General features: G+C 67.8%; 20 protein-coding genes. 14 read left to right on the forward strand and 6 right to left on the reverse strand.

Going from position 1 to position 18,952, the window contains the following annotated elements; genetic code table 11:
• Positions 1-44: 44 nt before the first annotated feature.
• The gene (locus tag NGM10_RS04460; RefSeq protein ID WP_253482239.1) at positions 45-317 is read left to right on the forward strand and encodes a ubiquitin family protein; all 273 of its coding nucleotides are present in this window, start codon (positions 45-47) and stop codon (positions 315-317) included.
• Between the two features lie 404 nt (positions 318-721).
• Here the strand turns inward: NGM10_RS04460 and NGM10_RS04465 are convergent, their stop codons facing one another.
• Positions 722-1,999 (reverse strand): HAD family hydrolase, encoded by a 1,278-nt coding sequence (locus NGM10_RS04465; RefSeq protein ID WP_253482242.1) that lies wholly within the window; start codon positions 1,997-1,999, stop codon positions 722-724.
• Positions 2,000-2,333: 334 nt separating this feature from the next.
• Positions 2,334-2,474 carry a hypothetical protein gene (locus tag NGM10_RS04470; protein ID WP_253482244.1) on the reverse strand — a complete coding sequence of 47 codons (141 nt, stop codon included), beginning with the start codon at positions 2,472-2,474 and terminating at the stop codon, positions 2,334-2,336.
• 80 nt (positions 2,475-2,554) lie between these two features.
• Between NGM10_RS04470 and NGM10_RS04475 the strand changes: the two genes are divergently transcribed.
• The 6 genes from NGM10_RS04475 (at position 2,555) to NGM10_RS04500 (ending at position 7,901) form a co-directional block, all read left to right on the forward strand.
• Positions 2,555-3,517, forward strand: a complete 963-nt coding sequence (locus NGM10_RS04475; RefSeq protein WP_253482246.1) for an AIR synthase family protein — start codon at positions 2,555-2,557, stop codon at positions 3,515-3,517.
• Positions 3,518-3,675: 158 nt separating this feature from the next.
• Entirely contained in the window at positions 3,676-4,746 is a 1,071-nt protein-coding gene (locus tag NGM10_RS04480; RefSeq protein ID WP_253482247.1) for a glucose 1-dehydrogenase, read from the forward strand.
• On the forward strand, positions 4,743-5,393 hold the full coding sequence (gene gfcR / locus NGM10_RS04485) for a transcriptional regulator GfcR (protein WP_253482249.1): 651 nt from the start codon (positions 4,743-4,745) through the stop codon (positions 5,391-5,393). Before NGM10_RS04480 ends, gfcR begins: the two co-directional genes overlap by 4 nt.
• A 71-nt stretch (positions 5,394-5,464) precedes the next feature.
• Complete coding sequence (locus NGM10_RS04490) at positions 5,465-5,806, forward strand: glutaredoxin family protein (protein WP_253482251.1); 342 nt, start codon at positions 5,465-5,467, stop codon at positions 5,804-5,806.
• A 111-nt stretch (positions 5,807-5,917) separates the two neighbouring features.
• Positions 5,918-6,496 (forward strand): DUF7110 family protein, encoded by a 579-nt coding sequence (locus tag NGM10_RS04495; RefSeq protein ID WP_253482253.1) that lies wholly within the window; start codon positions 5,918-5,920, stop codon positions 6,494-6,496.
• A 433-nt stretch (positions 6,497-6,929) separates the two neighbouring features.
• Complete coding sequence (locus NGM10_RS04500) at positions 6,930-7,901, forward strand: phosphoadenosine phosphosulfate reductase family protein (protein WP_253482256.1); 972 nt, start codon at positions 6,930-6,932, stop codon at positions 7,899-7,901.
• 256 nt (positions 7,902-8,157) lie between these two features.
• Here NGM10_RS04500 and NGM10_RS04505 read toward each other — a convergent pair whose 3' ends face one another.
• From NGM10_RS04505 to NGM10_RS04515, 3 genes are all read right to left on the reverse strand, one after another.
• Positions 8,158-8,355 carry a DUF7333 family protein gene (locus NGM10_RS04505; RefSeq protein WP_253482258.1) on the reverse strand — a complete coding sequence of 66 codons (198 nt, stop codon included), beginning with the start codon at positions 8,353-8,355 and terminating at the stop codon, positions 8,158-8,160.
• A gap of 63 nt (positions 8,356-8,418) precedes the next feature.
• Positions 8,419-9,159 (reverse strand): hypothetical protein, encoded by a 741-nt coding sequence (locus tag NGM10_RS04510; protein ID WP_253482260.1) that lies wholly within the window; start codon positions 9,157-9,159, stop codon positions 8,419-8,421.
• Positions 9,160-9,241: 82 nt separating this feature from the next.
• Positions 9,242-10,072: an aldo/keto reductase gene (locus NGM10_RS04515; protein ID WP_253482263.1), complete on the reverse strand. Its 831-nt coding sequence runs from the start codon at positions 10,070-10,072 to the stop codon at positions 9,242-9,244.
• A gap of 145 nt (positions 10,073-10,217) precedes the next feature.
• On the opposite strand from NGM10_RS04515, the gene NGM10_RS04520 reads away from it, so the two are divergent.
• Positions 10,218-10,919, forward strand: a complete 702-nt coding sequence (locus NGM10_RS04520) for a helix-turn-helix domain-containing protein (RefSeq protein WP_253483759.1) — start codon at positions 10,218-10,220, stop codon at positions 10,917-10,919.
• A 70-nt stretch (positions 10,920-10,989) separates the two neighbouring features.
• Here NGM10_RS04520 and NGM10_RS04525 read toward each other — a convergent pair whose 3' ends face one another.
• Positions 10,990-11,832, reverse strand: coding sequence for an SDR family oxidoreductase (locus tag NGM10_RS04525; RefSeq protein WP_253482266.1), 843 nt, complete (start codon positions 11,830-11,832; stop codon positions 10,990-10,992).
• 313 nt (positions 11,833-12,145) lie between these two features.
• Here NGM10_RS04525 and NGM10_RS04530 point away from each other — a divergent pair, with 313 nt between their 5' ends.
• The 6 genes from NGM10_RS04530 to NGM10_RS04555 all read left to right on the forward strand — a co-directional run bounded on the left by NGM10_RS04530 (position 12,146) and on the right by NGM10_RS04555 (position 18,932).
• Positions 12,146-13,426, forward strand: a complete 1,281-nt coding sequence (locus tag NGM10_RS04530) for an ABC transporter substrate-binding protein (RefSeq protein ID WP_438267167.1) — start codon at positions 12,146-12,148, stop codon at positions 13,424-13,426.
• 2 nt (positions 13,427-13,428) lie between these two features.
• Positions 13,429-14,259, forward strand: coding sequence for an ABC transporter ATP-binding protein (locus NGM10_RS04535; RefSeq protein ID WP_253482272.1), 831 nt, complete (start codon positions 13,429-13,431; stop codon positions 14,257-14,259).
• A gap of 379 nt (positions 14,260-14,638) precedes the next feature.
• Positions 14,639-15,337 (forward strand): ABC transporter ATP-binding protein, encoded by a 699-nt coding sequence (locus NGM10_RS04540; RefSeq protein WP_253482275.1) that lies wholly within the window; start codon positions 14,639-14,641, stop codon positions 15,335-15,337.
• Complete coding sequence (locus NGM10_RS04545; RefSeq protein WP_253482277.1) at positions 15,334-16,365, forward strand: branched-chain amino acid ABC transporter permease; 1,032 nt, start codon at positions 15,334-15,336, stop codon at positions 16,363-16,365. Before NGM10_RS04540 ends, NGM10_RS04545 begins: the two co-directional genes overlap by 4 nt.
• A gap of 133 nt (positions 16,366-16,498) precedes the next feature.
• Positions 16,499-17,695, forward strand: a complete 1,197-nt coding sequence (locus tag NGM10_RS04550) for a branched-chain amino acid ABC transporter permease (protein ID WP_253482280.1) — start codon at positions 16,499-16,501, stop codon at positions 17,693-17,695.
• A 226-nt stretch (positions 17,696-17,921) separates the two neighbouring features.
• Positions 17,922-18,932, forward strand: a complete 1,011-nt coding sequence (locus NGM10_RS04555; RefSeq protein ID WP_368408654.1) for a 3-oxoacyl-ACP synthase — start codon at positions 17,922-17,924, stop codon at positions 18,930-18,932.
• The last annotated feature ends 20 nt before the right edge of the window (positions 18,933-18,952 follow it).

The raw sequence follows: 18,952 nt of genomic DNA on the forward strand, positions 1-18,952 counted from the left end.
GATATTGAGTAAACCTTTTGTTGCAGGACGCTAGAGAGGGCAGTATGAACGTGACAGTCAAGCTGACGGGAACGCTGGTCGCCCGCACCGGCACCCGCGAGGCCCGCGTGGCGGTCGAGGAGGACGCGACGCTCGGCGACGTGGTCGAGGAACTCGCCGACTCGTACGGCCCGCAGGTCCGCGCGGGCGTGCTCGACGGCGAGCGCCTGCGCTCGGACACCGTCGTCGTTCGCGAGTCGGTCGACTCGACCGAGACGCTCTCGACCGCGAGCCCGCTGGAGAACGGCGACACGGTGCGATTCCGGCTGAACGTCTGAGACCGCGTTTCCGGACCTCTTTCTCGGTGTTTCTCGTTTCTGCCCGCGTTCGGACTCGCGCTTCTCCCGCGTTCGGACTCGCGCTCGCGGCGCTCGCGCTCGGGCTCCCCAGGCCTCGGACGACGGCCGTTCCGTTCGTTTCCGGCGCGCGCTGGCGTCATCGCGCCGACGGCGCGATTGCTCGGAAGACGCGGTTTGTCTTCCGGCGCGGCCTCGCGGAGGCCGCGCCGACCGCGCGAGGGAGTCGGCCGGGCTTCGCGGTCGGTGCGGTCGACGAAGCGCGGTCGACGAGGCTGGGGAGGCGTGAGGCCCGCGGTGGGTCGCCGTGCGGAACTCCTCGGCCCGGCCGGTAGCTACGGACCGGACCGATTACTCGCCGAGATGGGAGACCGGGAGCGAGACGCTCAATCGAGCGTCGCCAGCCGATTCAGCGCGTAGATGGTCCGCAACACGTCCCCGGCCTTTCCGCGGTCGAAGACGAGTTCGTCGGTCCGGATGACGTGGTCCAGCACGTCCCGGGAGGCGTGTTCGGGCGCGGCCGCGATTCCGGCGTCCTCGTCTGCGACCCACTCCATCACCCGGAGGTCGCTCTTGCTGTCGCCCAGCACCGCCGCGAACGGGTCGTCGATGCCCAGCACCTCGAAGGCGGCCTCGACGCCGACGACCTTGTTGAGTTCGAGGCTCCCGATTTCGGCGGCGTCGGCCTCGTAGTAGGCGACGTCGATGCGCTCGAACGCCTCCCGAATCCCCTCGGGCACGTCGTCGGGCGCGAGGTCGACGGTCTCGCCCTCGCGTTCGAGGACGCCGCGGATTTCGGGGTCCTGATCGGCGTAGTAGGCGCTGGCCCAGTCGCCGGGGTCGGCGCTCGCGTCCTCGGCGTCGGCTCCCTCCGCGTCTCCCGCCCCGACGCGCTCGGCCACCGCGTCGCCGAGCAGGCCGAGTTCGTAGACCAGCGCGCGGTCGATGACCTCGCGGGCCCGGTCGCTCCCGGTCTCGAAGTTGGGCTTGAGCGTGACGTTGAACTCGTTTCCCTGAAGGTGACACCCCCGCCGGAGTTCGTCGGGCGCGTCCGAGAGAATCCGCGAGCGGACCGCGTCGAAGACCGCCCGGATGTCCTCGCCGAGGTCCTCGTAGAGCAGTCGCTTGGTGTCTGCGCCGTGGCCGGGCGTGAACACGCCGGTCCCGGCCTCGTAGACCACGCTCACGTCGCCCGAGTGGACGAGTTCGTTGCCGAGCCCCTGGATGAGAAAGCCCTTGACGTTCTCCAGCGTCTGGCCGGTGCAGACCACGATGGGCGTCCCCTCCTCGTGGAACTCGGTCAGCAGGTGGAGCGTCTCGCGGGGAATCTCGTTGTCGGTCCCGCCCGCCGAGCGCAGGGTCTCGTCCACGTCGAGGACGAGGACGTTCACCCCCCGGCCGTACTTGGCGTGGAGGTCGAGCGCGGCGAACGCCTGGTCCCGGGTCGCGCGCGCGGCGAGCTCGCAGAACGTCTCGCCGGTCTCGGAGAACGCCGACCGGACCTCGTCCTTGCGCGCGGCGAGTTCGTCGCTGGCGTCCTGCCAGTGTTCGAGCGCGACCCGCGAGTCCACCGGCGGGAACACGTCCACGAAGTCCTGGTAGGCGCGGAGGGTCGCGGCGTCGAACTCCTCGTAGAGGCGATAGAGTTGGTCGTAGCGCTCCATGCCGGGAGTGGGTCGCTTTCGGGGATAAAGGTCGGGGTGGTTCTAGGTGATTCTGGTCCGGTTCGAGGTGGCGGAGCTGGCGGTTCTAGTTCGTTGATTTTCGTTGCGTGACAATTCGGGCAGAAGCTAGCTACTCCCGGTACCTATGAGACCGCACCGCCACCGCAGGCCACATTCCTCCCCAACCGACTGCGTTTCTCGGGCGCTCACTTCGTTCGCGCCCTGCGATACTCATCCCTCGCGCGCTTGGCGCGGCCCAAACCACGGGCCGCGCCAGCACGCGCCGGGTGGATTAGTCTACCGAACGAGAGCAGGAGGAACGACTATATCCGAGTCACCGAACGCGGTCGAACACGGTGCAGTCGCAGTTCCCGCACGTCCGGCGGTTGAACCGATACGTCTTCCCGCAGTCGTGACATTGCCACGTCGGCCGAATCACGTCCAGTTTCGACTTGAGCGACTCGTAGAGTTTCATACCGGCCCTACGGACCGGACCCAAAAGACCGTGACGCCCGCTCCGCGGAAACTTAGGTGCTGGACCGTCCACGGGCTACCATGGTCGGCAAACTCGACTCCGACGATCTGGCGAACTTCGTCCTCTCGCGGACCGGCGCGCCCGACGAGGACGTGCTGATGGGACCGAAGTACGGGGAGGACGCCGCGGCGATCCGGTTCGGCGACCGCATCCTGATCGCCAGTTCCGACCCCCTCTCGCTGGCGCGTGAGCGACTCGGCACCCTCGCGGTCCACGTCGCGTGCAACGACGTCGCGGCCTGCGGCGGCGACCCCCGGTGGCTGACGAACGTCGTCTTCCTGCCGAACGACGACCCCGAGACGCTCGACGTGCTGACGGGCCAGATAGACGCCGAGGCCGACTCGCTGGGGGTCGCCATCGTCGGCGGCCACTCCGAGTACGCCCCCGCACTGGAGCGCCCGATGGTGTCGATGACCGCGCTCGGGGTCGCCGACGAGTACGTCCCCACCGCCGGTGCCGACCCCGGCGACCGCGTCCTGCTGACCAAGGGCGCGGGCGTCGAGGGGACCGCGATTCTGGCGACCGACTTCCGCGAGGACCTCGACCTCCCGGCCGCCGCGCTCGAACGCGCCGAGGGCTTCTTCGGCGATATCAGCGTCGTCCCCGAGTCGGCCGTCCTCCGCGAGCGCGCCACCGCGATGCACGACCCCACGGAGGGCGGCGTCCTCAACGGCCTCGTGGAGCTGGCGGTCGCCTCCGGGGTCCGAATCGACGTGGAGCGGTCGTCGGTCCCCGTCCGCGAGGAGACCGCCGCGGCCTGCGAGGCGATGGGCGTCGACCCGCTGCGCATCTTCGGGTCCGGGGCGCTCCTCGCCGCGGTCCCGGGGGGAGAAATCGACGACGCGCTCGGCGACCTCCGCGACGCGGGAATCGAAGCGAGCGAGATAGGCGTCGTGACCGAGACCGACGACCCTGGAGTCGACCTCGACGGCGAGGTCGTTCGAGAGGGCGTCCGGGACGACCTCTACGCGCTGTGGGAGTGAGTCGGTCGACCGGTGAAGCAGGCTCTGACGACTGCTCGTACCGAGGGTGGAGACCGCGAGACCGCCGCGACGCGGCGGTCTCGCGGTCTTCCATTCGACGAACCGGCGTTTACTCGATATAGAATAAATCTTTTGTGTCCCGGGCCGAAAGGTCGACCATGGAAGCAGTCGTCATCCGTCGCGGCGCGTCCTCGCCCGCGGTCGAAGAGCTACCCCGCCCGGACCCGGACGCGGGGGAGGTACTGGTCCGGACCCTCCGGGTCGGCGTCGACGGCACCGACCACGAGGTCATCGAGGGGTCCCACGGCGGGTACCCCGAGGGCGACGACTACCTCGTCCTCGGTCACGAGGCCGTCGGCGTCGTCGCCGACGCGAACGGGACCGCCTTCGAGGCGGGCGACGTGGTCGCACCGACCGTGCGCCGACCGCCCGCCGACGGCCCGAACGAGTACTTCGAGCGCGGCGAACCCGACATGGCCCCGCCGGAGGCCTGCGTCGAGCGCGGCATCGACGGCGCGCACGGCTTCATGGCCGAGTACTTCACGAGTCCCGCCGAGTACCTCGTCCATGTGCCCGAGGAACTCGCCGAGTGGGGCTTTCTGGTCGAACCCGCCAGCATCACCGAGAAGGCCCTCGAACACGCCGCGGCCTCGCGGTCGGCGTTCGACTGGACGCCCGAGTCGGCCCTCGTCCTCGGCAACGGGAGCCTCGGCCTGCTCACGCTCGCGATGCTCGTCGCGCGAGGGTACGACCGCACCTACTGTCTGGGTCGGCGCGACCGACCGGACCCGACCATCGACGTTATCGAGAAGTTAGGCGCGACCTATATCGATTCGCGCGTGACGCCCGTGCCCGAGGTCCCCGCGGCCCACGAACCGATGGACCTCGTCTACGAGGCGACCGGATACGCCAGACACGCCTTCGAGTCCATCGAGGCGCTCGCGCCCGGCGGGGTCGCCGCCCTCCTCGGCGTGCCCGACCCGTGGCGGTTCGAGGTCGACGGCGGCCGCCTCCACGAGGAGCTGGTGATGACGAACAAGGCGCTCGTCGGGAGCGTCAACTCCAACACCTCGCACTTCGCGGCCGCGGTCGAGACGCTGGCCGACCTCCCGGCGTGGTTCCTCGACGACCTCGTGACGGGCGTCCACGGACTCGACGACTGCGAGGCGGCGTTTGCTGACGGCGACGAAACGACAATAAAGACCGCAGTCCAATTTGCCCAGATATGAAGAACGTAGACGACCTCATCGAAAGCGCAGCCGAGTTGGCGAACCAGGGCCTCTCGAAGGGCGAGATAGCCGACGAACTCAACGTCTCCCGGGAGACCGCGAGCTGGCTGGTCGAGCGAAGCGGGAGCGGCACCGACGCCGCCGCGACCCCCGACCCCGAGCCGTCGGGCGACGGCGGCCCTCACGACATCCACGTCGACTGGTCGGCGCTGGGCCGCGACAGCGCCCGCCTCTACCACGCCGGGGCCGCGATGGCCGACCTCCTCGAAAAGCAGGGCGAGGAGGTCGACCTGACCATCGGCATCGAGAAGGCGGGCGTGCCCCTCGCGACCTCGGTCGCGCGCGAACTCGACACCGACCTCGGTGCCTACGCGCCAGCCAAACACCAGTGGGAGGAGGGTGACATCGAGGAACTCGGCGGCACCTTCTCGCGCAACTTCGCTCAGATTCGAGGTCGGGAGTGCTACGTGGTCGACGACACCATCACCAGCGGGACCACCATGACCGAGACCGTCAAGGCCATCCGCAACGAGGGCGGCAAGCCGGTCGCCTGCTGTGTCCTCGTGGACAAGCAGGGCGTCGAGGCGGTCGAGGGCGTGCCGGTCCACTCGCTCATCAACGTCGTGCGGGTGGGCGACGAGGAGTAGCTCGCGAGTCCGATGCGATTCCTGCGCGGAACGTCGGAACTTCTTTGCGCGCGGGGTGTGTATCGTGCGGTATGACGTTCCAACCCGAGAGCGACCTGACCGAGGCGGAGGTCCGCGAGCGCGTGGACGCCGCCATCGAGGACAACGACGTGGTCCTGTTCATGAAGGGCAACGAGCTGATGCCCCAGTGCGGGTACTCCCAGAAGGCGCTCGAACTCATCGGTCGACACCGCGAGGACTACGAGACGGTGGACGTGCTGGAGGCCCTCCCCGAGTACCGGGCGGCGCTCGAATCCCACAGCGGGTGGGAGACCATCCCCCAGACGTTCGTCGACGGCGAGTTCGTGGGCGGGAGCGACGTGCTGGCCGAACTCGACGAGCGAGGCGAACTCGGTGAGACGCTATCGGCCTGAAGTGTTTTTTCGGTATCCGTAACCGGGACCAAAAGAGTAGCTCATATATGTTCGGACCGCCTACATCACCGTGTACCGCGTTGCCAGCCGGGAACCTTCAGTAGATTACAAATGACGGGGCAAGTATATCGACTTCACTCGACGCTCGAACTGCCGCTGGAAACCGTATACGACTACTTCGAAGACGACCCCGACCTGCCGCCCGAGATCGCCAGCGTCGACATCACCCGGCGCAAGAACACGCTCATCATCAGTGCCGTCGCCGACGACGAGACCATCAGCAAGTACACGCCGACCGCGCAACTGAAAGCGAGCATCTCGGAGACCCGCGTCTACACCGAAGAGGAACAGGAACGACGCAACGGGCCGCGATGGGGGGAGGAACCCGAAGAGGAGGAAGACGAGGAACCGCTGGGCGAACTCATCGAGGTCGCGGCGTTCAAGGGCGACCGCGAGACCGTCCTCCAGAACACCGCGGTCCAGTACCCGATGTTCCTCGTCCTGTGTGACCTCGCGCGAGAGGCCGAGAAGGGGACGCTGACCGCCATCACCGAGAAGGACGGCGAACTCCAGGCCACGCGCATCGTGGACGGCGAGGACCGACCCGCGTCCATCGAGGTCGTCGAGGGTCCCAACGCGAACTCGTCGGGCGACAGCGGGGTCAACTGGCGGGACAACGAGTTCATATAGGCGACCGTTCTGTTGCGAGCGAGGAGGTCGCCGTCGGCGACCTCCTCGCTCGATAAAACGCTCGACCGAAAAGCCAGCGTCACCCCCTCCATCGCAGGGCGGTGCGCTCTGCGCACCGCCCGCGCGGTCGGGAGTTACTCGGCCCGCCCGCGCGGTCGGGGGTTCCTCGGCCCGCTCGCTTCGCTTGCGGTGGGTACGCGAGTTCGCCACCGCACCGCACGGCCACAACGTTGCACAGCGACCGCACTGGGACTGCACCGCCATCGCAGAGCGCGCTTCGGCGAGTCGCGTGGGATGGTCTCCCGTGATACCTACCCTCAACACCGACTGCCTGAATCCCCAGTAAACGCCACCTGCGCGCAGGATTGGGCCGCCTGAAATCGTGAAGAGCCGAAAGGCACTTTACGGAGGTAATGAGATATAATTACGAACGATGCCCGAAGACTTCCCTGACTACGTCGACGTCGACTACACCGACGGCGAAGGCGAGAGCCCCGACGACTACGCCTCGATGGAGCACAAGATCGAGAAGGCAATCGAGGTGACCCGGCAGGGTCTCGAAGAGTACGAGAACCCCGCGGTGATGTGGACCGGCGGGAAGGACTCGACCCTGACGCTGTACTTCATCAAGGAGGTCGCCGAGAAGTACGGCTACGAGAACCCGACCGCGGTCTTCATCGACCACTTCCAGCACTTCGACGAGATCCACGACTTCGTCGAGAAGTGGGCCGACGAGTGGGACCTCGACGTGGTCTACGCCCGCAACGAGGACGTGGGCGAGTACGTCGAGGAGAACGACCTCACGCCCGGCGACGACATCGACATCTCGGAGCTCAGCGACCACAACCAACACCACGTCCGCGAGATTCTGGAGTACGAGGACGAGACCTTCCCGTTCCTGCTCGACACCTACGTGGGCAACCACCTGCTCAAGACCGTCGCGCTCAACGACGCCATCGAGGACCTCGACATCGACGGCATCATCTCGGGCGTCCGGTGGGACGAACAGGAGGCCCGCGCCGACGAGACGTTCTTCAGCCCGCGCCACGACCCCGACATCTACCCGCCCCACGACCGCGTCCAGCCCATCCTCCACTTCGACGAGCGCGCGGTCTGGGACACCTTCTGGCACTACGTCGTCCCGGACACCGTCGAGGAGTTCCCGGACGACGGCCACGTCCCCCAGAGCGACGACGACCTGCCCAACGGCCTCACGCAGGACGACATCCCGGTCAGCCCGAAGTACTTCGCCGGGTTCCGGTCGCTCGGGAGCGAGGTCAGCACCGAGAAGTCCGACGAGGAGCCCGCGTGGTTGCAGGACCTCGAAGACACGACCGAGCGCGCTGGCCGCGCCCAGGACAAGGAGGACCTGATGGAGCGCCTGCGCGATCTGGGCTACATGTGAAACTTTTGCCGCGGTCGAGCGCGCCGTAGGCGCGCTCTCCCTGGCAAAACTTTCATGAAAAACACGGCGTCACCCCCTCCGTCGCAGGGCGGTGCGCTCTGCGCACCGCCCGCTCCGTCGAGGGTTGCTTGGTCCGCTCGCTTCGCTCGCGGTAGAATAACTGGTGCGCGACCGCAACCGCGACAGCACCGCGGCCGCGCGTGGAAGGCGGCGGACCGCGATTTTCGGTTATACCAGTCGGTTCGAGAAGCGACGCCTATCGAGTCCGCGTCGCCCGGTACTCGCCGTGCTTGACGCCGAGGAACAGCGCGATGGCACCGAACACCAGCATCGAGGGGGTCACCATCATCAGCACGGTGCTGGTCGCCATCGCGCCCATGCCGATGAGCGCGGCGGTACCGAGCGCGACGAGCGCGAGCAGTGCACCGACCGTCACCGTCGTGTCGAACTCCATACGAGAGTCTGAGGACGAGAGGACGAAAATAGTTGCGCTACGAGCGGGCCGCGCTCGCGCGACTCACTCGCGCTTGGGCCGGACCACGTCGGCCAGCGTGACCAGCAGGCCCAGCAACCACCCCGCGGGGACCGAGAGCGCGAACCACATCGCGACGTAGTTGAACCCTTCGAGGGTCCACCGGTCGCGGATGATGGTGTTGACGTCCCCCACGTAGAGGAGGTTGTCGAGAATCCAGACCGCGAGCGCGTAGCTGTTCGGGAACACGACCTCCGAGAGGGTGGGCGAGTAGAACGCCGCGACAACGGGCGGCAGGAATACCGCAGTCATCGCGAACGGGTAGGCGAACAGGACGGTGCTGGCGCGCCCGCCCCGCGTCCCGAAGAGGTACGCCAGCGCGGCCGAGACGGTGGCGACCCCGCCCGCGGCCCCGACCGCGAGGAAGCCCGTGGTCGAGAACCGAAGCCGGGCGAGCGCGGTCAGCCCGCCCCACGCCAGAAGCGAGAGGAGAACGACCCCGACCACCCCGAGCCGGGTCGCGGTCCCGTCTATCTTCCGGGTGTAGTACCGGGCCGCGAACCCGAACAGTGCGAGCGGATAGAGGACCCCGACCACGGGCGCGCCGACCGCGCTCCACGCCCGGTAGGCCACCTTGCCCGTCGTGGACGAGGGCGTCCACTTGCCGAGGACCGTGTTCTCGGCCCCGCGCTGGCGCGGGAAGAACAGTTCCATCCAACTCTCGTGCAGTCGCTTGAGGTCGTACTGTATCGCCCCCACGAAGCCGGTGCTGGTTCCGCCGTGCATCTTCACTTTTTCATACGTTACGGCGGATATGAAGTTTCGGGGTCGACGGCGCGAGCGCGCGAGAGAAGATGTATGCGGGCTTTCAGCTCCACGGCGCGAAGTCGGGGTCGACCTCCCGATTGCGCTCGTCGATACCGTCTATCTTCGCCACGTCCTCGTCGTCGAGTTCCACGTCGAGCGCGCCGTAGTTGTCTCGGATGTGATCGCCACCGGTCGCCTTCGGAATCGCGGCGACGCCGTCGCGCTGGAACAGCCACGCCAGACTCACTTGCGCGGGGCTGGCGTCGTGCTTCTCGGCGACCTCCCGAATCTCGGGCACGTCGAACACCGCGCCGCGGGCCAGCGGCGAGTACGCGACGAGGTCGACGTCGTGGTCGCGGCCGTACGCGACCAGTTCGTCCTGCGGGAGCAGGGGGTGGCACTCGACCTGATTGGCGACGATGGGCGAATCGAGTATCTCGCGGGCCTCGTCGAGGTGTTCGGGTTCGAAGTTCGAGACGCCCACGTTCCGGACCAGCCCCCGCTCGCGGAGTTCGTCGAACGCGGGGAGGGTGTCCTCGGGGTCGTACTCCCGGGCGGGCCAGTGGACGTACAGCAGGTCGACGTAGTCGACGCCCAGCCGGTCGAGGCTCTCCTCGGCGGTCGAGAGCACGTCGTCGCCCGAGAGGTTCGAGAGCCAGATTTTGGTGGCGAGGAACACGTCCTCGCGGTCCACGTCGCTGCGGGCGATGCCCTCGCCGACGTGCTCCTCGTTGTCGTACGCCTGCGCGGTGTCGATGTGCCGATAGCCGGTTTCGAGGGCGGTCCGGACGCTCTCGGCGCACTCGTCGGGGTCGGTGTTCTGCCACGTACCGAGACCGAGCCGGGGGATACCGTTCGGTGTCGCCTCGTCGTCGTGTTCCGTCGTAGTCATAGCGTCCGAACGTTGGGCGAGACGCCGGAAAGCCGTTACGCTGACGGAAAGCCGGACCGCGACCCCGACCCGCAGTATTCGCGGGAACCGAAGGAAATCCTTTTATCCTGCCTCCCGTATGGGGTCCAATAGCAAGGTCAGAGCGATGATAGACATCACGATGGACATGGAGCAGTACGACTGTCCCTTCATCGCCACCACCGACGACCACGGGGTCGAGTTCTCGGCCATCCAGTGGGACTTCGACCGGGTCAACGACCAGCTGGAGACCCGGATGGTCGTGGAGGCCGACGACCGCGAGACGCTCACCTCGGGGCTCTCGATGCTGCGCGGGCACGAGAACATGCACGACTACGGCCTGCTCACGCGCCGGGACAACGTCGCCCACATCCGGACCGTCATCGCCGAGACCGAGGCGATGGCGACCATCCGCGACAACGGCGGGTACATCACCGGACCGTTCCACATCGAGGGCGGCAGCGAGGTCTGGCACGTCGGCTTCGACGGCATCGAGGAGGCAGACACCACCCTGTCGGAGTTAGAGCGGGGCAACGAGTACGACGTGCTCGACCGCGAGAACACCGAACTCCCCGAGATGCAGGACTTCGTCCAGAACGCGGGCGCGGCGATGACCCTCATCGAGGGGTGTCGGGACCTCTCGGAGGTCGAACGGCAGACCCTCGAAACCGCGGTGTCGGACGGCTACTTCGAGAGCCCCCGCGGGGCCACGCTGGGCCACCTCGCCGACGAGTTCGACGTCTCGAAGCCCGCGGTGTCGAAGAACCTCCGGCGGGGCCAGCAGAAGATGATCCAGCGCGTCATCGAGGCGCTGGACGAACTGGAGTAGCCGCGCCGATGCGGAGCGCATCGGCGCGGCCGGTCGCGGCGGGTCACGTCGGCGCGGCCGGACGTGGCGGCTACTCGTAGGTCAGGGTCATCCCGTCGTCGAACCGCAGGTCTCCGCCGTTGAGGTGGTCGGCGTGCTTCGAGAAGCCGAACGCGAAGAGGTTCGCGACCTCGGTTGGCGTCATCATCTCGGTAGTCCGGGACTGACCGAGCATCACGTCCTCGACGACCTCCCGCACGGAGATGCCCCGCTGTTCGGCGGTGTCCGGAATCTGGTCGGTCACGAGCGGCGTCTTCACGTAGCCCGTGCTGACCGAGAAGGCCCGCACCTCCCCCTCACCCTCGGCGGCGATGGACTGGGTGAGCCCGCGCAGGCCGAACTTCGCGACGTTGTACGCCACCTTGTCGCTGGTGACGTAGTGGCCGTGGACCGACGCCATGTTGGCGACGCATCCGAATCCCGTCTCGCGCATGTGCGGGAGGCAGTGCTTCGAGAGTTCGACCGGCGCGCGCACCATCACCTCCTGCATCCGGTCGTAGGCCGCCATCGGGAAGTCCTCGATGGAGTCGATGTGCTGCATCCCCGCGATGTTCGCGAGGTACGCGATGTCGCCGTACTCGGCGGCCTCCTCGACGATGTCGGGCACGTCCTCGCGGAGGTCGCCGACGACCGTCTCGACGCTCCCCTCGACGCCGAGTTCCGCGGCGGTCTCGGCGGTCTCGTCGAGGCCCTCCTCGTCCACGTCGGTGCCGACGACTGTCAGGCCGTTGTCGGCCATGACGAGCGCGGTCGCTCGTCCGATGCCCGACGCCGCGCCCGTGACCAGACAGACGCGTTCGGGCGCGAATCGGTCGTCGTCGACGACGAGGAAGTCGTCAGTGGTCGGTTCCGGCGGGGAAATCTGGTCGGACATACCTCCCGATGGCGCCGGGACCCGTGAAAAACCGGGGGTTAACGTGTGAAGGTGGGCCGTAGCGTCTGAAGGGAAACCGTGACGTGGGTCCGGGCGAGAGGACTGTTCACATGTTAACCCTGCAGTATTTGCCGGATAGGAGACATCACTTCGACCTGTTATGGTGGACGAGAACGTTTCGCGACGTCGATGGCTCAGCGCGCTCGGCGCGACCGGCGCGGTGGGACTCGCCGGGTGCATGGGCGGCGACGGCGGCGACCAAGAGACGACCGCGACGGAAACGACCGAAGGCGACACGACCGAAGAGACCGAAATGACGGACACGACGACCGAGCAGTCGAACACGTCGGGAACGGTGAAGATAGGCGTGATGCAACCGACCTCGGGCGACCTCGCGTACTACGGCGAGCAGGCGCTCTGGGGGTTCTACTCCGGGCTGGCGTACAAGGGCGACACCGACCCGCTCACCGACGCCACGTCGGGGACCCACACCGTGACGGTCGGCGACGTCGACTACGAGCTCGTGGTCCGGGACACCCAGTTCTCGGCCGACACGGCCCAGTCGATAGCGACCGACCTCGTCCAGAGCGAGGACGTGGACATGCTGTTCGGCTGTGCGTCGTCGGGCGCGGCCGACCGCGTGGTCCAGACGGTCGCCAATCAGGCCGACGTCCCGTACATGGTCGGCCCCGCGGCCTCGGCCAACACCACCGCCAGCAGTGAGACCTGCTCTCCGAACGTGTTCCGCGCGAGCGAGAACACCGCGATGGACGCCCGGTCTGGCGGCAAGTACGTCGCCGACGAGACCGACGTGAACTCCGTGTTCCTGTTCGGTGCGGACTACTCGTTCGGCGAGGCGGTCGTGAACAACTATCGGCGGGTCCTCGAAGACGAGGGCGTCGAGATCGTCGGCGAGCGGTTCGTCCCGCAGGGCCACGACGAGTGGGAGGGCCTGCTCGACAACGCCGCCGAGGAGGGCGCGGAGGGCATCGTCGGCGGATTCACGGTCGCGACGCTCCCGAACCTGTTCACGACCTTCCTCAACGGCGACTACGACTTCCGGGTGTTCGGCGGACTCGCGACCCAGATCACCAACGACGTCGTGGGTCAGACCCTCCAGAACGCGCTCGGCGAGGACATGACCGCCGAGGACATCCGGGACACCAAGCTCGGACCGTTCACGACCCGGTACCACTGGAACCAGTACGACAACGACATCAACAGCGAGTTCGTCGAGATGTACACCGACGCCTACGGCGTCGTGCCCGACCTGTTCACGTCGGGGTCGTTCACCAGCGCCTCCGCCATCGTGCAGGCGGTCGAGTCGAGCGGGTCGACCGAGGGCGCAGACATCGCCGAGGCGCTGCGCGGGATGACCGTCGCCGACACGCCGAAGGGCGAGGACGGCTACACCTTCCAGGAGTACAACAATCAGGCCCGGTCGGCGATGACGGTCGCCGACGTCGTTCCGACCAGCGACGAGTGGGCCGACAACTGGGACGCCGCCATCATGCCCGGCGAACCGCTGTCGACCATCTCCGGCGACCAGACCACGATTCCGGAGGACAGCGACCAGATGGGTTGCTCGCTGTAGGCATGCTCCGGACCGCTGGATTGACGAAGGAGTTCGGCGGCCTCACCGCCGTCGACAGCGTCGACTTCGCGCTCGAAGAGAACGAACTCTGCTCGCTCATCGGACCGAACGGCGCGGGCAAGACCACGTTCTTCGACCTGCTGACCGGAGTACTGGAACCGACCCGGGGGACCGTGGAGGTCCGCGACGGGGACGGGTGGCGCGACGTGACCGGTGCCACCCCCTACGAGACCGCCGACATCGGTCTCCACCGGTCGTACCAGATCACGAATATCTTCCCGACGAACACGGTGCTGGAGAACGTCCGCATCGCCGCGCAGGCCGCGAGTAGCGACGGCACCACGTTCTGGCGCAACGTCGGCGCGTTCGACGAGCACTTCGAGGAGGCCCGCGCCATCCTCGACCGCGTCGGACTCGCCGAGCAGGCCGACGTGGTCGCCGAGAACCTCAGCCACGGCGCGAAGCGCCAGCTGGAGGTCGCCATCGCGCTCGCTGGCGACCCGGACGTCCTCCTGCTGGACGAACCCAACGCCGGGGTCTCCTCAGAGAGCGTCGGCCGCATTATCGACCTCATCGAGGACGTGGCGACCGACCACGCCGTCCTGCTGGTCGAGCACAACATGGACATCGTGATGAACGTCTCGGACCGCATCGTGGTCCTGAATCAGGGGTCGGTCATCGCCGACGGCACGCCCGAGGACGTTCGGGGCGACCCCGCAGTGCAGGAGGCGTACCTCGGCGGGTACGAACCCGGAAGTCTCGGGGGCGATACAGACGCCGAATCCGACGCCTCGAACGCCGAGGCGTCGGATTCGGAGGAGGGCGCGGCGTGACCGCCGCGACCCGCCACCGACCGCGCTCGACGACGCAAACCGCCGAGTCTCGGCCGGTGATACAATCCACCGGGAAGCGCCCCGTAGAACCGTCCACCGTGGGTGGGACTGGAAGGGGCCGCCCGGTCGCGGGCCGCAGGCCCGTGGTCGTCTCTGCGGGCCACTATTTCCGCGCCGGTGCTGTGCGTTGCGGGGAGGCGCGGAAATATCCCGCAGAGCGACCGCGAGCGGGCGGGGGCTTCCGAGGCCTTCACCGCTCCGACCGCGCTCGCGGTTCCGATGCAGAGCGAGTTGGTGAGAGCTTCCGAGACCCGAGTCACCCCCGCGATTCCGCTCGTCCTCCCTCCACGGTTCACAAATTCTCTCCAAAGGTGATGAAATGACACTCTTAGAAGTCGAAGACGCCCACACGTACTACGGCGAGAGCCACATCCTCGAAGGCGTCTCGCTCGACGTCGAGGAGGGCGAGGTGGTCGCGCTCGTCGGCCGCAACGGCGTCGGCAAGACCACCACCCTCCGGACCATCCTCCAGTTGACCCCGCCCCGGAGCGGGACCGTCCGGTACCGCGGCGACGAGGTGACCGGGCTGGAGACCCACGAGGTCGCCGACCTCGGGGTCGGCTGGATTCCCGAGGAACGGCGCATCTTCTCGCAGCTCTCGGTCGAGGAGAACGTCCGGGTCGCGGTGCCCGACGGCGAAGACGTAGCGGCGGCGGTCGCGACCGCCTTCGAGACGTTCCCCGACCTCGAACGGTTCGCCGACAAGGACGCCGGAGACCTCTCGGGCGGCCAGCAACAGATGCTCGCGCTGGCCCGGGGACTGGTCGGCGACAACGACCTCCTGCTGGTCGACGAACCCAGCGAGGGACTCGCGCCCCAGATCGTCGCGCGGGTCGCCGAGGCGCTCGCCGAGGCCGCCGAGGACACGACGTTGCTGGTGGTCGAGCAGAACCTGCCGCTGGCGCTCGACCTCGCCGACCGCTTCTACGTCCTCGACAACGGGCGGGTGGTCGAGGAGGGCGACGCCGACGAGACCTCCGCCGACGACGAGCGACTCAGGAGGTATCTCAGCGCATGACGGGACTCGAAGCGCTCGCCGGGGACCTCGTCGTCCTCGCGTTCGTCGACGCGCTCGGGGAGTTCCTCCGGCCCGAGACCCTCGTCGGCGTCCTCGTCGACGGCCTCTCGAAGGCCGCGCTGTACGTGATGATAGCGGGCGGGCTCACGCTCATCTTCGGACTGATGGGCGTGCTCAACTTCGCCCACGGCTCGATGACGATGATCGGCGCGTATCTGGGCGGCCTGCTGATGGTGCTCGCGGTCGGCGAGGCCACCGGCGCGGGGATGCGGCTGGTCGCGTTCTTCGTCGCGATGGCGGCGGCGTTCGCGGTGCTGGCCGGACTGGGCGGCGCGATAGAGGTCGGGCTCATCAGGCGACTCTACGACCGGCCGCCCATCTACCAGATACTGCTGACGTTCGGGGTGACGCTCGTCCTCGACGAACTGGCGCGCATCGTGGTGCTGTTCTACGGGATACAGCCCAGCAGCGAGTGGCAGGCCGCGTTCGGGACGAAGCCGTACTTCCTCGACCAGCAGGTCGACCTCGGCATCATCTCGGTGCCGGGTCTCGACCTGTTCGAGATCGGATTCGGCGTCCTCACGGTCGCCGGACTCTGGGCGTTCCTCACCCGGACCCGGTACGGACTGATCGTCCGGGCCGGGAGCGAGGACTCCGAGATGACCGAGGCGCTGGGCATCGACGTTCGCCGGGTGTTCACCGTCGTGTTCGCGCTCGGCGCGGGGGTCGCGGGCGCGGCCGGGACCCTGCTGATGTGGGACGCCTCGTGGGGCGCGAGCGTCCCGCTCGCGGCCGACACCCTGCTCCCGGCGTTCGTGGTCGTCATCATCGGCGGCCTCGGCACCTTCCGGGGCACCGTGGTCGCGGCGGTCATCGTCGGGATGGCCGACGCCGTCACGACGTGGTGGTTCGTCAACGAGATCGAGTTCGCTAGCCTGCCCGAGATGACCGTCTTCCTCATCCTCGTGGTGATGCTGATACTCAAGCCACAGGGACTGTTCGGCGTCGAGGAGGTGGGCGGCCATTAGCACCGAAACCGCCGACGCCGCGGCCCCCGACGCAGAGGGACCCGACGAGGGGACCGACGCCGAGGCCGCGGCCGACGAGACGGCGGCGTCGTGGCCGGTCCGGTACGCCCGCGAACACGTCGCCCACCTCGCGGTGATACTCCTGCTCGCGGCCTACCCCGGCGTCTACTCGGTCCTGCTGAACTCGCCGCTCGGGACGGAGTTCCAGACCGTCCTCCCGCGGGTCGAGACCATGGTGGTCGTGCTCTACTTCGGGCTGTTCGCCATGTCGTTCGACTTCATCAGCGGCTACACGGGCTATCTCTCGTTCGGTCACGCCGCCTTCTACGGCACGGGGGCGTACTTCGTCATCATGGCGGCCAACGGGAAGATTCCCCTGCTCGGGCCCGACACGCCGTTCGTCTACCTGCTGGCGCTCGCGGGCCTGTTCGCGGCCGTGCTCGCGGTCCTCATCGGCGCGGTGTCGTTCCGGCTGACCGGCGTCTACTTCGCGATGATAACGCTGGGCTTCGCGCAGGTGATGTACGTCTTCATCCGCGGGTGGGACTACGCAGCCAACAACCCCCGCGACGGTCCGGCGGTGCTCGAACGCACCGAACCGTTCAACGTCGGGGTCCCGGGCGTCGACTCGCTCACCCTCGCCATCGGAGAGTTGGGCGGCGACACCGTCGAGGGCCTGCTCGGCGTTATCGACCTCGGCACCGCGGAGGTGTCCTACTACATGGTCGGGCTGGTCGTGCTGGTCTCGTATTTCGCGATGCAACGCATCATCCACTCGCCGTTCGGCCGGGTGATGATCGCCATCCGCGAGAACGAGGAGCGCGCGAAGGCCATCGGGTACAACACCTTCTGGTACAAGCTCGGAGCGTTCGCCATCAGCGGCTTCTTCGCCGCGGTGGCTGGCGGCCTGCTCGCGGGCTTCAAGCGGTCTGTGTCGCCCGACAACACCTTCTACTTCCTCGTGACCGGCGACGCCCTGCTGGCGTCCATCATCGGCGGATTCGGCACGCTGGCCGGACCGCTGTACGGCTGGCTGTTCGACGAGGGGGTCACCGAGTTCCTCTCGAAGCGCGGGGAGGGCGGCGGTCTGCTCCCGTACCTCCGGGAGAACCTCGGCGAGGGCCTGCTCTCGACCGAGGTGTTCAACGGCCTCACGGTTCAGGAGGGCATCGACACGTTCCTGAACGGTCACGCCGAACTCTACATCGGCGTGCTGTTCGTCCTCTTCGTCCTCTTCGTACCGAACGGCCTGCTCGGGACGGTCCGGGACCGAATCGGCGGCCCGGTCGCGGAGGTCGTCGCCGAGCGACTCCGGGGTGACGAGCGGTGAGCGACCGCGTGCGAACCGACCGAGGCGACGCTCGGCCGGGTTCGGAGACGCGACGCCCGGGGATACGGACCACCGCGAAGCGACGGGGCGAGCGGTCCACATCGGGCGGGGGCTTTCGAGGCCTTCGCGGAACTGCTCACCAACCCACATTCTCGAAGACGCCGAACCGCCGAAACCCGCAACTGCGTTCCGAACGGAGGGCTCGGCGATGACCGACACCGACGAAATCTCGGTCGGCCTCACCGGCTACGGGGTCTACACTCCCGACCAAATCGTCACCGGCGAGGAGATCGCCGAAGAGAGCGGGATTCCCGAGGAGGTCGTGGTCGAGAAGATGGGCGTCCGCGAGAAGCGGGTCTGTCCTCCCGACGCCGACCACGTCACCGACATGTGCGTGAAGGCCGCCGACGAGGCGCTCGCCGACGCCGACCGCGACCCCGAGGACGTGGATGCGGTGCTCTACCACGGCTCGGAGTACAAGGACTTCGTGGTCTGGAGCGCCGCGGCGAACGTCGCCGAGCGCATCGGCGCGAGCGAGGCCTTCGCGGTCGAAAGCTACGCGCTCTGTGCGGGCGCGCCGCTGGCGCTGCGGCAGGCCCGCTCGCAGTTGCTCGCCGACGCGCCCGAGACGGTCCTGCTCGTGGCCGCGAGCCGCGAGGAGGACCTCGTCGACTACTCGAATCAGGACTCGTCGTTCATGTTCAACTTCGGGAGCGGGGCCTGTGCGGCGGTGTTGGAGGCCGACCCCGCCGACGGTCGCGCTCGCGCGACCGTCGGCGAGAGCGCCGCGATGACCGACGGCAGTTTCTCGGAGGACGTGGTGATGCCCGCGGGCGGGTCGCGCAACCCCCCGAGTCGCGCCACGGTCGAGGCGGGTCTGCACACCCTCGGCGTTCCCGACCCCGACGGGATGAAAGAGCGACTCGCCGACGTGAGCCTCCCGAACTTCCTCGACGTGGCCGACGACGCGCTGGAGCGGTCGGGCTACGACCGCGACGACCTGGACTTCGTGGCGCTGACCCACATGAAGCGGTCGTTCCACGACATCCTGACCGACGAACTCGGTGCGGCGAACTACTACCTCGACGAGTACGGCCACGTCCAGAGCGTCGACCAACTGCTCGCGCTCGACGAGGGTCTCGACCGCGGGCTGGTCGAGTCGGGCGACGTGGTGCTGTTCCTCGCGGCGGGGACCGGCTATACGTGGGCCGCGACGGTGCTGGAGTGGCACGGATAGGCCGCCCGCGACCGCGCCGG

It is taken from the genome of Halorussus salilacus (assembly GCF_024138125.1).
Lineage (GTDB): Archaea > Halobacteriota > Halobacteria > Halobacteriales > Haladaptataceae > Halorussus > Halorussus salilacus.

Coding starts and splice junctions, on each gene's coding strand:
- NGM10_RS04505 (WP_253482258.1), bottom strand. CDS start 8,355: ATGGAGTTCGACACGACGGTGACGGTCGGTGCACTGCTCGCGCTCGTC.
- NGM10_RS04500 (WP_253482256.1), top strand. CDS start 6,930: ATGCCCGAAGACTTCCCTGACTACGTCGACGTCGACTACACCGACGGC.
- NGM10_RS04460 (WP_253482239.1), top strand. CDS start 45: ATGAACGTGACAGTCAAGCTGACGGGAACGCTGGTCGCCCGCACCGGC.
- NGM10_RS04530 (WP_438267167.1), top strand. CDS start 12,146: ATGACGGACACGACGACCGAGCAGTCGAACACGTCGGGAACGGTGAAG.
- NGM10_RS04490 (WP_253482251.1), top strand. CDS start 5,465: ATGACGTTCCAACCCGAGAGCGACCTGACCGAGGCGGAGGTCCGCGAG.
- NGM10_RS04510 (WP_253482260.1), bottom strand. CDS start 9,159: ATGCACGGCGGAACCAGCACCGGCTTCGTGGGGGCGATACAGTACGAC.
- NGM10_RS04540 (WP_253482275.1), top strand. CDS start 14,639: ATGACACTCTTAGAAGTCGAAGACGCCCACACGTACTACGGCGAGAGC.
- NGM10_RS04515 (WP_253482263.1), bottom strand. CDS start 10,072: ATGACTACGACGGAACACGACGACGAGGCGACACCGAACGGTATCCCC.
- NGM10_RS04465 (WP_253482242.1), bottom strand. CDS start 1,999: ATGGAGCGCTACGACCAACTCTATCGCCTCTACGAGGAGTTCGACGCC.
- NGM10_RS04535 (WP_253482272.1), top strand. CDS start 13,429: ATGCTCCGGACCGCTGGATTGACGAAGGAGTTCGGCGGCCTCACCGCC.
- NGM10_RS04475 (WP_253482246.1), top strand. CDS start 2,555: ATGGTCGGCAAACTCGACTCCGACGATCTGGCGAACTTCGTCCTCTCG.
- NGM10_RS04480 (WP_253482247.1), top strand. CDS start 3,676: ATGGAAGCAGTCGTCATCCGTCGCGGCGCGTCCTCGCCCGCGGTCGAA.
- gfcR (WP_253482249.1), top strand. CDS start 4,743: ATGAAGAACGTAGACGACCTCATCGAAAGCGCAGCCGAGTTGGCGAAC.
- NGM10_RS04495 (WP_253482253.1), top strand. CDS start 5,918: ATGACGGGGCAAGTATATCGACTTCACTCGACGCTCGAACTGCCGCTG.
- NGM10_RS04545 (WP_253482277.1), top strand. CDS start 15,334: ATGACGGGACTCGAAGCGCTCGCCGGGGACCTCGTCGTCCTCGCGTTC.
- NGM10_RS04520 (WP_253483759.1), top strand. CDS start 10,218: ATGATAGACATCACGATGGACATGGAGCAGTACGACTGTCCCTTCATC.
- NGM10_RS04470 (WP_253482244.1), bottom strand. CDS start 2,474: ATGAAACTCTACGAGTCGCTCAAGTCGAAACTGGACGTGATTCGGCCG.
- NGM10_RS04525 (WP_253482266.1), bottom strand. CDS start 11,832: ATGTCCGACCAGATTTCCCCGCCGGAACCGACCACTGACGACTTCCTC.